Consider the following 12,438-nt stretch of genomic DNA (forward strand, 5'->3'; position numbering starts at 1 on the left):
AGTCTTCGGACAACGTGCGGTGGTTCTACGGGGTCAGGAGTGGAACGGCAGCCCGGCGTCGGCGACCAGTTCCAGGTCCTCGGTGTCCTCGGCGGGCAGCAGGCTGGCGGTGCCGTCGGTCACCGGGACGACGCCCAGCTCGAGCAGTTCGGCCATGGCCGCGGTGCCGGCCAGGTCGCGGACCTGGAGCTGGTAGCGGGCCGTGGTGCGGTACGTGCCGCCGCTGTCGTCGCCGGTGCGCTGCAGGAAGCCCGAGTCGGTGAGGAAGGCCAGGGCCTTGGCCACGATGCCGGTGGTGGAGGCGGCCGGCCGGCGGGCGTCCTTGGTGGCGCCGGTGGCGCTGCGTCTGGCCCAGATCCGCCAGGCGGCCTCAAGGCCGGGCGCGTCGGTCACCGGGTCGGTGTTCTCGCCCCGTTCCTCGGCCCGCTCCTCCAGGCGCCGGCAGGCCTGCCGTACGAAGGCGTCGACGCCGTTGACGGTGACGCGGCCGATGTAGGAGTCGTCGGCCAGGTCCTCCGGGCGCGGGAACGCCAGCGCGGCCGCGGCGAGATGGGCGAGGCCGTGCAGGAAGCGGTCGCCGGAGTCGGCGGTGGTGCGACGCGCGTAGTCACCCATGCGGACGGCGAACACCGAGTCCTCGGCGGCCGTCACGGCCATCCCCGCGCGCGGGGACACCTCCAGCACAACGAGCCCCAGACCGGCGGCGACGGCGTCGGCGAGCCGCGCGAACGCCGGGTCCTCGCGGTACCGGCGCAGCAGCTCGGTGTACTCCTGGTCCCGCGCGGGCTGCAGCTTGGGCTGCAGCCCGAAGGCGACGAGCCGCGCCGCGTCGGCGGCGTCGGCGGGGGTGACGGCGGAACCGGCCGGCGTGGCGGCGGGCTCGGGCTCACTCCACTCGACGTGCTCGGTCACGGTTTGGGCTCCTTGTCGCGTTCTTGCTCACTCATGCTGCTTCCGTCCGGTCCGCCGCCATCCCCGCGGAGTCCAGCAGCGCGGTCCCCACGATCAGGTCCGCCCCGCCGAACTCGGGATCGTCCAGCTCCGTGCCGTCGTCCACGGCGAACAGCAGCTTCTCCTCGCCCTGCCGGTAGGCGGTGCCGACGGCGGGGCTGGCCGCGTGGACCGCCAGCAGGGCGACCAGGTAGGCCAGGTCGGGGTCGCCGGTCCGGCGGGCCTCGGCCAGCAGTCCGGACAGCCTGCGCGGCGCGTCGGCCGGGAGATCCAGCAGCTCCATGGCGGCAGCGAGCTGCTCCTCGCTGAACCGGCTGTCGTCCGGCGTGGCGATCAGGTCAGGCTCGGGCATCTCCGCGCCGAGGTGCTCCCGCTCGACGGGCGGGGTCAGCAGTATGTCGACGAGATCGGCCACCCGTACGGACACGGGCGTCCGCAGCCCCGTGCCGTTCGCGAAGAACGCGTCGGTGACCCGGATCGCCTGCTCCACGGGCAACGGCAGGACGGGCGCAAGGAGATGGCCGTAGAGGTCGATCCCGGAGGTCGTCGCGGGTGTGGCGAAGGCCTGCCGGTCCTGCTCGGCGCGGAACAGCGGGCCCGCCTCCAGCAGCCGCGACTGGAGCTGGGTGTGCCGCCGGATGCAGTCCTTGACGATGTCGACCAGCTCGGCGGCCCGGCGCTTGTGCTCGGGCTCCTCGGTCTCGTCGCGGGCCTTGCGGATGTTGGTGAGGATCGCGTTCTCGTGGCGGTAGCGGTCGGCCACGTGGTCCAGGGCCTCGGCGATCATGTCGGGCACGGCGCCCAGCCAGTCGACCGCGCGGACGTTGCGCCGGGTGGCGTCCAGTGCCCGGCGCAGGGTCTCCGAGTACTGCACCGTGCGGTAGCGGGCCTGTTCGGCGGCGAGCTGGGCGTCGGCGAGCCGCCCGCGGTTGATCAGCACCTCCAGCTTGACCTCAGCGGCGATCTGGGCGCTGGTGACGTCGGTGTCGAGGGCGCCGACCAGGACGTTGACCGCCTCGTCCGTGGTGCGCAGATAGACCGTGCCGCCGGGGCCGGGGACCTCTTCGATCAGCTTGAAGTCGTAGTCCCTGCGGACGTAGGTGCCGTCCGGCGCGAAGGTGCCGTACACGGCGCGGAAGCCGCGGTCGGCGCTGCCGACGTTGATCAGGTTCTCCAGGACCCAGCGGGCCACGCGCTCGTGCTCGGCGGTCGGGCGGTGCGGGGCCTGGGCGGCGATGCGCGGGACGAGCCGGGCCACGATCTGCTCGTGGTCGGCGCCGGTGTCGAAGTCCATGTTGAGCGTGACCAGGTCGATGGCGGCGAGGGCCACCTCGGCCATGCCGTACACCGAGTACTCACCGGCCAGGTTGGCCTTGCGTGCGTCGAGGTCGTGCAGCGGCGCGGTGCAGGCCAGCGCGCGCAGCCGACGCGCCAGCCCCTCGTCGGCGGCCGGGCCCTGTGCCGGGCGCGGCCCCGCGCTGAGCTGGGGCGGAACGCTGTCCGTCGATGCAGGCGAAGTCACGGTGCACAGACTAGGTCCTTGGTCTGACATCGACCCAAACGGGCGGCTCCGCCGGATTGGCCGACCGGGCCGCGGGTTGCCGTTCCGGGTGCGGGCCGGCCGCGGCCGGCCGCGCCGCGCGGCGGAGCCGCAGACCGATACGGCCCCGCGCCCCCTACGGGGCGCCTTCCGCGCCGACCCGTCGCCGGTACACCTCGACCACTCGCTCCAGGGAATCCGTGAGGTAGGTCTGCAGCAGTCGCTCGGCCTCGCGCTTGTCGCCGGTCTGGAGCGCCCGCAGGATCTGGCGGTTGCGGGCGAGGTAGGGCTCGTGGAGCCGGCGCGGGTCGTCGACGACGTGGAAGGCGAGGCGCAGCTCGGCGAAGACGCTGCGCATCAGCTCGTCGGTGCGTTCACTGCCGGCGAGGGCGACCAGTTCCCGATGGAAGTGGATGTTGGCGGTCCCCAGTGCCTTCCAGTCGTTCCCGGCGGTCGCGGTCTCTCCCTCGGCGACCGCAGCGGCCACCCCGTCCAGCCGGTAGGGCGGCTCGCCGAGCCCACGGACGACGGCGCACTCGACCAGGGAACGGGTGCGGTAGATGTCCTCGACGTCCTCGACGGTCAGGACCCGCACGAACACACCGCGGTTGAGTTCGTGGACCAGCAGTCGTTCGTGGGTGAGCAGCCGGAACGCCTCGCGCAGGGTGTTGCGGGAGACGCCGAGCGCCCCGCCGATGCCGTCCTCCGACAGCCGCGTGCCGGGCGGGAAGTACCCGTCGGCGATACGGCTGCGGAGGATGTCCGAAACCCGCTCCGCCGTGCTCGTGCGCCCCAGGAGCGCCCGGTCGTCGGCCAGTGCCGTCAGCTGCTCTGCCATGCCGGAATTCAATCGCACACACCGGAGCGAAACAACGTGGGTATTGAGGGATCGTTCAACGATCCTCTACCCTGCCCTCACGCACGCTCACGTCCCCGCATCCTCCGTCCCTGCTGCGAGGTGCCCATGAGCACGATCCCCGTCACCGCGGTCGACGAGCACGCACGCGCGTGGAGCCCGAAAACCGCGCGGGCGCGCTTCCGGGAGGGCCTCACGGGCCCCACGGCCGGGGTGGCGGCGGGCCACACGCAGGCCAACCTGATCTCGGTGCCGGCCGACTGGGCGTACGACATGCTGCTGTTCTGCCAGCGCAATCCCAAGCCGTGCCCGGTGCTCGACGTCACGGACGCCGGCTCCCCGGTGACCGTCCTCGCCGAAGGCGCCGACCTGCGCACCGACCTGCCGCGCTACCGGGTGTGGCAGGACGGCGAGCTGGTCGACGAGCCCACCGACGTGCGTGCGCACTGGCGGGACGACCTGGTGTCGTTCCTGCTCGGGTGCAGCTTCACCTTCGAGTGGGCGCTGGCCCGGGCGGGTGTGCCGATCCGGCACGTCGAACAGGGCCGCAACGTACCGATGTACGTGACCACGCGCGCGTGCCGGGCGGCGGGCAGACTGCGCGGGCCGATGGTGGTCTCCATGCGGCCGGTGCCGCCGGAGCACATCCGCGCCGCGATCCGGGAGAGCAGCCTGCTGCCGGCCGTGCACGGCGGTCCCGTGCACTGCGGAGACCCCGCGGCCCTCGGCATCGAGGATCTCGCCCGGCCCGACTTCGGCGACCCGGTGACCGGCGCGCCGGGTGACATCCCGCTGTTCTGGGCCTGCGGAGTGACCCCGCAGGCCGCGGTGGCGGCCTCCCGGCCGCCGTTCGCCCTCACCCACGCCCCGGGCCACATGTTCCTCACCGACGCCCGCGACGAGCAGTACCGGCTGACGGGCATCGCCTGAAGCGGGACGTACGCGCGCGTCCCTGCGACGTCGCGCTCGCGGCAGGTACGCGCGCGTAGGGCAAGGACGCGGCCACCGGGACGGCCGGCCGACGCCGCCTGGTCCATGCCGGAGCGGGCCAGGCCCGGTGGACCTCCCAGCAGGCCACGAGCGCCGGGACTACCCGGTGACCGCGGTGGTCCACCCCGCCTGCGTCCCGACGGCCGCGCAGGCCCCCCCGGTCGCGGGCACCCCGCGAGCCGCACCTGCGGCCACATCCGCATCCGTACCCGTACTACCCGTACCCCCGCCCGCACCGGTGATCACCCTGGCAGCCGGGACCGGCACCACGGCCGCGGGCACGGCGGCGGGTCCGCCGGCCGGGGACGCTCCCGTCGGGCGCTCGGCGCCCCCGACGGTGTCCTGCGTCAGAGCGGCCAGGGCCGCGCTCGCCGCGGCGGAAGCGCGGAGGTCGAGGTGGTCGCTGGTGCCGCGGGCCCGGTGGTGCAGTTCGTCGGCCGCCAGGCGCAGGAGCTGGGGCAGCAGATCCCTGCAGCGCCGGGCCACCCAGGCGGTGCCGGCCGTGGCCAGCCACAGGAGGCTCGCCGTCCGGGTCGGCGCGGGGAACTCCGGTACGGGGGACGGTGGTTGTCCCGTCGCCCGGCCCGCCTCGGTGAGCAGCGCGTGGAAGCGCACGGCGAGCTGCCGGTGCCCGCGCTCGCCCGGGTGCAGCCGGTCCGCGCTCCACAGGCCCCGGTCGGTGATCCAGGCACCGTCCGCGGCGTGCAGGTGGACGGCCCCGTAGCGTTCGGACAGCGCGTGGACGACGGTGTTGACGGCCCGTTGCCGGCGGGCCAGCGGACGGGCCAGGGCGCCCGGCAGGCCCAGCATCGCGCCGGGGTCGGGCAGGCAGGCGGTGAGGACGGTGGCGCCCTCGCGGGTGAAGGTCGCGTAGACCTCGTCGAGGTGGGCGGCGACCGCCTCGATGTCGAAGGTGCGGCGCAGCGTGTCGTTGACGCCGATCACCACCGACACCAGGTCGGGATGGAGTTCGCGGGCGGCCGGGGTCTGCCGTTCCAGCACGTCCCGGGTCTGTGCGCCGCTGACCGCGAGGTTGGTGAACGCCACGGCGTGGGGGGTCTCGGCGAGGGCGGGTGCCAGCAGCGCGGCCCAGCCCCGCCAGCCGTCCCCGGCCGGGTCGCCCACGCCCTCGGTCAGCGAGTCCCCCAGGGCGACGAAGCGGAGGGCTCTCATGCCACACCCTCCGGTACACCGCGGCGGACGCCGGTGGGGCGGAGCACCTCCGCGTCGTGCGCCGCCAGGAACGCCTCCACGGCCGTACCCCAGCCGAAGCACTCCGCACGCGCGCGTGCCGCGTCCCGCCGCGCGCGCTCGTCGCGGTCCAGGAGCAGTTCCACGGCGTCCGCGAACGCCTCGCCGCGGTCGGCCGCGGTCGCCCCGGCGGACCCGATGACCTCGGGCAGCGCGGACGACGCGCTCGCCACGACGGGCGTGCCGCACGCCATGGCCTCCAGGGCGGCGAGCCCGAAGGTCTCGGCCGGCCCGGGTGCGAGGGCTATGTCCGCGGTCGCCTGGAGGGCGCCGAGCGCGCCCCGGTCCGCGATGTGCCCGAGGAACGTCACCGGCAGCCCGCGCTCCTGCGCGCGCTGCTCCAGCCGGGCCCTGAGCGGCCCGTCCCCGGCCACCACGAGCACCGCCCGCCGCCCGCGTCGTACCAGGGCCTCCAGGGCGTCCAGCGCGGTGCCGGGGCGCTTCTCGACCGACAGCCGGGAACACATCACGAGCAGCGCCTCGCCCCCGCGCGCGTGCAGGGTGCGCAGGCCCGGGTCGCGCAGCGCGGGGTGGCGTTCCATCAGGTCGACCCCCAAGGGGGCGCGTACGACGTTGCGCGCGCCGATGCGCACGAACTCGCGCTCGGCGAACTCGGTGGTGCACACCACCCGCGAGTAGACGTGCGCGGTACGGGTGTTGAGGGCGTCGGCCGCCCGGCGGGAGAGGTTCTCGGACAGACCCCACGTGCGCAGTACGCCGTCGGCGGTCTCGTGGGAGACCATCACGGCCGGCACCCGCGCGCGGCGGGCCCAGCGTCCGGTCCAGCGCAGGGTCGTGCGGTCGGAGACCTCCAGGCGGTCCGGGGCCAGCTCCTGCAGCAGGGCGGCCACGCGCCGCTTGTCGGTGAGGACGCGGTAGCCGCCGGTGCCGGGCAGCAGCGGGCCGGGCAGGGTGATGACCCGGCCCTGGTCGGTGTCGCGGTCGGTGTGCCGTTCGCCGGGCACGATCAGCACGGGTTCGTGGCCCGCCGCCCGGAAACCCCTGCCCAGTTCACGCAGGGCGGTGCGCAGGCCGCCGGAGGCCGGGGCGACGAAGTTGGCGAGCCGGACGATGCGCAGGGACTGGCCGGTCATGCCGCCACCACCGTCCTGCGTGCCGCGAGGACGTCGTCGTAGTGGGCGATCAGCTGGTCGCCGACGGCGGCCCAGGTGCGGCCCTCGACCAGGGTGCGCGCGGCGGCGCCGAACGCGGTCCGCCGCGCCGGGTCGGCGGCCAGGGCGCGGACGGCCTCCGTCACGGCGGTGGCGTCGCGGGGCGGGACGAGGAGCCCGGTGCGGCCGTGGGCGACCAGGTCCAGCGGGCCGCCGGCGGCGGGTGCGACGACCGGCACCCCGCTGGCCATGGCCTCCTGGACGGTCTGGCAGAACGTCTCGAAGGGGCCGGTGTGCACGAACAGGTCCAGCGAGGCGAAGATCCGCGCGAGGTCGTGGCCGGTGCGGCGGCCGAGGAAGACGGCGCCGGGCAGGGCCTCGACGAGGGGGGCGTGGCTGGGTCCGTCGCCGACCACCACGACCTTGACGCCCTCCAGGCCGCAGGCACCGGCGAGGAGTTCAACGTGCTTTTCGGGGGCGAGCCGGCCGACGTAGCCGACGATCAGCTCGCCGTTCGGGGCGAGTTCGCGGCGCAGCGCCTCGTCACGGCGTTCTGGCCGGAAACGTACGGTGTCCACGCCGCGCGGCCACAGCCGGACGCGGGGCACGCCGTGCGACTCCAGGTCACCGAGGGCGGCGCTGGAGGGGGCCAGGGTGCGGTCGGCGGCGGCGTGCACGGAGCGGATCCGCCGCCAGGCGGTCGCCTCGCCGGCGCCCATGTACGTACGGGCGTAACCGGCCAGGTCGGTCTGGTAGACGGCGACGGCGGGGATGCCGAGCCGGGCGGCGGCGGCCATGCCGCGCACGCCGAGGACGAAGGGGCTGGCGAGATGCACCAGGTCGGCGCGGTGCTCAAGGAGCGCCGCGGCGAGCCGCCGGCTGGGCAGGGCGACACGGACCTGGGGGTAGCCGGGGAGCGGGAGGGAGGGGGTCCGGACGACCGGGCACGGGGCGTCCGTGTCCGGTCCGCTGCCCGGGGCGGGGGCGGGGGCGACGACGAGCGGATGGTGACCGCGATCTACGAGGTGCCGGGCGGTCTGGAGCGCGCAGTGGGCCACGCCGTTCACATCGGGGGGAAAGGATTCGGTCACGATGACGACACGCATACGGGTGTTGTCGCCGCGCCGGACGTGGCCGCGTCGACTTCGATCTTTCCGCGCGGGGAACGTCCCATGAGCGTTGAGCTGCACACCCGAGCAGGTCAGACGGCCGTCATGACCGCCTGACCTGCGGGACACCCGGCGTTCACACGGCGGGCGGTCGTCCGCCCGGGCCGTGTGCGTGCGCGGGGTCAGCCGAGGGCGGCGTCGGGTCCGAAGCGGCTGCGTACCGCCGTCTGCACTTCCGCCTCCTCGGCCGGGTCGGCGGCCAGGCGGCGCAGGCGCTCCACGACCCGGGCGTCGCCGGTCTCGGCGTGCCGGGCGGCGAGTTCGCGGGTGGTCTCCTCGCAGTCCCACAGGCATTCGACGGCGAACCCGGTGGCGAAGGAGGGGTCGGTGGCGGCCAGGGCACGGGCGGCCCGGCCGCGGAGATGGGAGGAGGCCGTCTCCCGGTAGACATGACGCAGGACGGGGGCCGCGCAGGCGATGCCGAGACGTCCGGCGCCGTCGACGAGGGTCCACAGGGTCGGTGCGTCGGGGCCCTCACCGCGTACGGCCTCACGGAGGGCGCCGAGGACGAGATCGCGGTCCTGGACGCCGCCACGACAGGCGAGCATGCGCCCGGCGGCGGCCCCGAGCACGTCGGGGCGCTGGGCCCAGCGGCGCGCGCGGTCGACGGCTGCGACGCTGCGCATCCGTTCGAAGGCGTCGGCGGCGGCCTCCACGACGACGCTCGTGCCGTCGGTGACCGCGATCTCGATCAGGTCGAGGGCGTCGGGGTCGTTGCTGTCGGCGAGATAGCGCAGTGCGGTGCAGCGGGCCCCGTCGATGCCGTTGCGGGCGGCCTGGACGATCTCCGGCCGGTCCTCGGGGCCGGCCACGGCCACCAGGCAGCGGGCGGCCGGCACATGGAGAGCGGCACCGCGCTCCATGCCCTGCTGGGCCCACTCGAACACGGCGCGCACGCTCCAGCCGGGGCGTGGACCGGTGGGCCGCAGCTGGCGCTGCCATCGGTCGAAACAGCCGGTCTCCTGTGCCTCACGCACGCGCGTGGCGATCGTTTCGCGCGGGTCCTCCGCCCACAGCCGCCAGGGCCTCGGCTCGAAGGCGTCGCGTACGGCGGCGGCCAGTTCGGCCGTGCCCTCGGGGTCGGTGGCGAAACGGGCCAGGACGGGCGCGGCGAGGGCGCGCAGACCGGCGTCGTCGTCCCTGAGGGCCAGCTCGTCCAGGGCCCAGGCCCAGTTCGAGCCGTGGGCGGCGTACCGGCGCAGCAGCTGGAGCGCGTCGTGCCTGCCGTAGGAAGCGAGGTGCCCGAGGACCGCCAGGGCGAGGCCGGTGCGGGACTCGTCGGTGTCGAGGACGTCCTCGGGATCGAAGAGGTGCGCCTCGATGGCATCCAGCTCGCCGTTCAGGTCGAGGTAGAGCCGGGCGTAGTAGAGGGAGCGGTTCTCCACCTGCCAGTCGTGGCGCGGATCGCGCAGCACGCACTGGTTCAGGGCCGCGAGCGCTTCGGCGCGCGGGGCGGTGAGCGCGTGCAGTGTGCCGTCGCCGCGGCCCCGCTGGAGCAGGCCGAGCAGCGTACCGCTGGGCGCTATGACCGGATCGAACATGGGAAACAGCCTCACATCAAGCGTCGACGCAACCGGGGAACACGCACTACCTGGCCGCGTGACACAACGTCGGAGCGCCCGCCGTCTCTTGCTTGCTGAAGACCATCTCTCTCTGCCTCTCGTCTGTGGCCCATGCGGACCGCATCACGGCCCGCGCGGTGCGGCAACACCTGCCCAGCCATCGCGTCCGTGAATCACGTCGTCATGATGACCCGGCGGTTTGTGCAACCGCGACCGTATTTCCGGCGGCCCTGTACCGCCTCCCCCGTTTTCCGTGTCTTACCTGGTCAGGACATGCGCGTCAGTGCGCGCCGAACAGCTCCAGGAGTTCCGTCTTGCCGAACATCCGGGCGGTGTCGACCGCCGACGGCGTTCCCGCCGCGGGGTCGGCTCCACCTTCCAGAAGAGCCTTGATCACTTCGGTCTCACCCTTGAAGACAGCACCCGCGAGCGGGGTCTGACCCCGGTCGTTGACCTGGTCCGCCGCGCCGCCCCGGGCGAGCAGGGCGCGGACCGCGTCGGCGTGGCCGTGGTAGGCGGCGAGCATCACCAGGGAGTCGCCGCGGTCGTTGGTGAGGTTGGCCGGAACGCCGGCGTCGACGTACGCCACGAGCGCCTCGGTCTGCCCCTGCCGGGCCAGATCGAAGATCTTGGTCGCCAGCTCCACGACCTCGGGGTCGGGGGCTTCACTCATCGGCGGAACCGCCTCTCCTCAAAACTTCGGGGACTGCAGGGAGCGTACGGCAGCGAGCGGAACACGGCCGTACGAGTGAATCGCCAGCGTACTGGCTCCTGGGGCACATGACCCGATGTGCCGGAGGTAAAGATCAGCAACACACCCCTCCGGAGGCAACAGGCCTGGTCAACCGGGTCAGGGCGACTCCGCCAGGTGGGCGAAATGAACCGGATTTCACCCAGTTGCACCTTTAATCGTATGGATACATCCTGTGATCCTGGAAGAACTCATGGTGACTGTCCCCCACCTTCGACACCAGGAGGCCCGAAATGATCCTCTCCCTGTCCGGCGTGTTCCTGCTCGGCGTCGTCGTGTTCCTCTTCTTCCGCAAGGACGGACTGAAGGGCTCGCACGCCACCGTCTCGGCCCTGTTCGGCTTCTACCTGTCGAGCACGGCCATCGCCCCGAGCATCAAGGCCGGCGGCGAGAGCCTGGCCAGCCTCCTCGGCGGCCTCAAGTTCTGATCCCGACCGCCCCACCCGCACGCACGACCAGGAGTCAGCAGTGGCCCGGCGCCCTCTCCCCCGCATTCTGAGCAAGGACAGCGCCCAGATCGCCCGGATGCAGCTCGCACGGAGCCGGGAGCTGGCCCGGACGGCGGCCGACAGCGCCACCGACGTCCTCCACCCCCTGATCACCGTCACACGCGGGCTGCGCCGGCTGGCCTCGGCCGGGCGGCGCAGATGGACGGACACCCCGAAGGACAAGCGCGGGCCACTGGTGTTCCTGGTGGCCTCCGTCGTCCTGGTCGTGGTGCTGGCGCCGTACGGGCCGCTGCTCGCCGCCATCACCGTGATGTCGGCGGCGGCCTGGCAGGGCCGCGACCGCACTCCGGCGGCCCCCGAAGGACCCGACGAGTCCCAGGCCGAACGGCTCCAGTCCCTCTACGAGGCCCTGGTCCCGTACTTCTCCAGCTCCGAGGACCCGGCGCCGCTGTACGCGTACGGCGGGGAGTGGGGGAAGGCGTTCCCCGCCCACGAGTTCGACGACGCCGGGCGCATCGGTCATCTCGTGATCCGCTACCCCGCCTACTTCCCGGACGGCGAGCACGACGCCCGCGCGCGGATCGAGCAGCTGCTCACCGCCAAGGCCGGGCGGGGCCGCGAGTACCACTTCACGTGGGACGAGGAGGGCAACCAGCTCACCGTCACCGTCCTCCCCCCGCTGCCCGCCGACATCCCGGCCCAGCACTTCGTCACCGCGCCGGGCGAGACCGTCCTCGGCTTCACCGACCCGAGCGAGGTCCAGCGCACGCTTCCCCTCTCCTACGGAGAGGAACAGATCGACGTCCCACCGGTCGTCTGGCGCACCGGCGTGCGCTCCACCGAACCGCATCTGCTGGCCCTGGGCCACCCCGGCAGCGGCACCTCGACCCTGCTGCGCTCGATCGCCCTGCAGGCCCTCCAGTACGGGGACGTCCTGATCGTCGACGGCGGGGGCACCGGGGAGTACGCGTGCCTGACCGGCCGGGACGGCGTGCTGGCGGTGGAGTGCGCGCTGCCGGGGGCGCTGGCGAGCCTGGAGTGGGCCGCGCACGAGACCGAGCGGCGGCTCATCGCCGTCAACCTGGCCCGGCAGGCGGGCGACCCGCCGCCGGCCGACGCCCGGCGCCCGCTGTGGATCATGCTGGACCGCCCGTCGGTCTTCACCCACCTCGCCGGGGCGGACGGCCACAAGGACCCGCAGACACTGCTCCAGGTGCCGCTGCGGCACGGCCGGGCGGCGAACGTGACCGTCGTCGTCGCCGAGCAGTTCGACAGCGCGGAGGCGTTGAGCGACGCGGTACGGCAGCACACGCGCGCGCGTGTCGTCCTCGGGCTTGCCGCGCCCCGGCAGGTGGAGGAGGCGCTGGGGGCTCCGCCGCACACCACGCCGATGGGGTACGTGCCGCCGGGGCGGGGGTACGCGCGGCTGGGGACGGGGCCGGTGCACCGGCTTCAGGTGCCGCGTACGCCGGATCCGTACGACGACGCCACCAGCGACGCCGACCGGCAGGCGGTGCTGGAGCTGCTGCCCGCGCGGGCCACTGCCGTGGCGGCTGAACCGACGGATCTCACGAAACCGGCGGTGACCGCGGAGGCGGCCGGGTAGCGCCCCGAAGGGGCGCGTGGCCGTACCGCTCCGCGGCTCCGCCGCGCGGCGCGACCAGCCACGACCGGCCCGCGGTCGCCCGAGGACCCCGCGCCCCGAGCCACCGGGCGTCAGGCGTCAGGCGTCAGGCGTCAGGCGTCAGGCGTCAGGCGTCAGGCGTCAGGCGTCAGGCGTCAGGCGTCAGGCGTCAGGCGTCAGGCG

10 protein-coding genes and 1 pseudogene are annotated in these 12,438 nt (G+C 74.0%); 3 read left to right on the plus strand and 8 right to left on the minus strand.

Features of this window, described 5'->3' with window-relative positions:
* Positions 1-33: 33 nt before the first annotated feature.
* From ACWC94_RS22835 to ACWC94_RS22845, 3 genes are all read right to left on the minus strand, one after another.
* Complete coding sequence (locus tag ACWC94_RS22835) at positions 34-912, minus strand: hypothetical protein (RefSeq protein WP_450798739.1); 879 nt, start codon at positions 910-912, stop codon at positions 34-36.
* A gap of 31 nt (positions 913-943) precedes the next feature.
* Positions 944-2,473 (minus strand): hypothetical protein, encoded by a 1,530-nt coding sequence (locus tag ACWC94_RS22840; RefSeq protein WP_450798740.1) that lies wholly within the window; start codon positions 2,471-2,473, stop codon positions 944-946.
* Positions 2,474-2,627: 154 nt separating this feature from the next.
* Positions 2,628-3,329: a GntR family transcriptional regulator gene (locus ACWC94_RS22845; RefSeq protein ID WP_450798741.1), complete on the minus strand. Its 702-nt coding sequence runs from the start codon at positions 3,327-3,329 to the stop codon at positions 2,628-2,630.
* Between the two features lie 126 nt (positions 3,330-3,455).
* Here ACWC94_RS22845 and ACWC94_RS22850 point away from each other — a divergent pair, with 126 nt between their 5' ends.
* Positions 3,456-4,277 (plus strand): putative hydro-lyase, encoded by an 822-nt coding sequence (locus ACWC94_RS22850; RefSeq protein WP_450798742.1) that lies wholly within the window; start codon positions 3,456-3,458, stop codon positions 4,275-4,277.
* Between the two features lie 405 nt (positions 4,278-4,682).
* On the opposite strand, the pseudogene ACWC94_RS22855 reads toward ACWC94_RS22850, so the two are convergent.
* The 5 genes and pseudogenes from ACWC94_RS22855 to ACWC94_RS22875 form a co-directional block, all read right to left on the minus strand.
* A pseudogene (locus tag ACWC94_RS22855) lies at positions 4,683-5,510 on the minus strand (SGNH/GDSL hydrolase family protein); the annotation flags it as partial.
* Complete coding sequence (locus ACWC94_RS22860; RefSeq protein ID WP_450798743.1) at positions 5,507-6,682, minus strand: glycosyltransferase; 1,176 nt, start codon at positions 6,680-6,682, stop codon at positions 5,507-5,509. The gene ACWC94_RS22860 and the pseudogene ACWC94_RS22855, both read right to left, overlap by 4 nt.
* Positions 6,679-7,806, minus strand: a complete 1,128-nt coding sequence (locus ACWC94_RS22865) for a glycosyltransferase family 4 protein (protein WP_450798745.1) — start codon at positions 7,804-7,806, stop codon at positions 6,679-6,681. The genes ACWC94_RS22860 and ACWC94_RS22865 overlap by 4 nt, the downstream gene beginning before the upstream one ends.
* 185 nt (positions 7,807-7,991) lie before the next feature.
* Complete coding sequence (locus ACWC94_RS22870; protein WP_450798747.1) at positions 7,992-9,410, minus strand: HEAT repeat domain-containing protein; 1,419 nt, start codon at positions 9,408-9,410, stop codon at positions 7,992-7,994.
* A gap of 301 nt (positions 9,411-9,711) precedes the next feature.
* Complete coding sequence (locus ACWC94_RS22875; RefSeq protein WP_363218642.1) at positions 9,712-10,104, minus strand: ankyrin repeat domain-containing protein; 393 nt, start codon at positions 10,102-10,104, stop codon at positions 9,712-9,714.
* A gap of 311 nt (positions 10,105-10,415) precedes the next feature.
* Here ACWC94_RS22875 and ACWC94_RS22880 point away from each other — a divergent pair, with 311 nt between their 5' ends.
* Together ACWC94_RS22880 and ACWC94_RS22885 are read left to right on the plus strand one after the other, a co-directional pair.
* Entirely contained in the window at positions 10,416-10,610 is a 195-nt protein-coding gene (locus ACWC94_RS22880) for a hypothetical protein (protein ID WP_031174416.1), read from the plus strand.
* Between the two features lie 40 nt (positions 10,611-10,650).
* A complete protein-coding gene (locus tag ACWC94_RS22885; protein WP_450798749.1) occupies positions 10,651-12,237 on the plus strand; it encodes a hypothetical protein in 1,587 nt (528 codons plus the stop codon).
* Positions 12,238-12,438 lie beyond the last annotated feature (201 nt).

This window comes from Streptomyces sp. NPDC001135 (genome assembly GCF_053598395.1).

What these genes read in the sequence shown, in the direction of transcription:
- ACWC94_RS22845 (WP_450798741.1), bottom strand. Translation starts at nt 3,329, where the DNA reads ATGGCAGAGCAGCTGACGGCACTGGCCGACGACCGGGCGCTCCTGGGG.
- ACWC94_RS22850 (WP_450798742.1), top strand. Translation starts at nt 3,456, where the DNA reads ATGAGCACGATCCCCGTCACCGCGGTCGACGAGCACGCACGCGCGTGG.
- ACWC94_RS22860 (WP_450798743.1), bottom strand. Translation starts at nt 6,682, where the DNA reads ATGACCGGCCAGTCCCTGCGCATCGTCCGGCTCGCCAACTTCGTCGCC.
- ACWC94_RS22865 (WP_450798745.1), bottom strand. Translation starts at nt 7,806, where the DNA reads ATGCGTGTCGTCATCGTGACCGAATCCTTTCCCCCCGATGTGAACGGC.
- ACWC94_RS22870 (WP_450798747.1), bottom strand. Translation starts at nt 9,410, where the DNA reads ATGTTCGATCCGGTCATAGCGCCCAGCGGTACGCTGCTCGGCCTGCTC.
- ACWC94_RS22875 (WP_363218642.1), bottom strand. Translation starts at nt 10,104, where the DNA reads ATGAGTGAAGCCCCCGACCCCGAGGTCGTGGAGCTGGCGACCAAGATC.
- ACWC94_RS22880 (WP_031174416.1), top strand. Translation starts at nt 10,416, where the DNA reads ATGATCCTCTCCCTGTCCGGCGTGTTCCTGCTCGGCGTCGTCGTGTTC.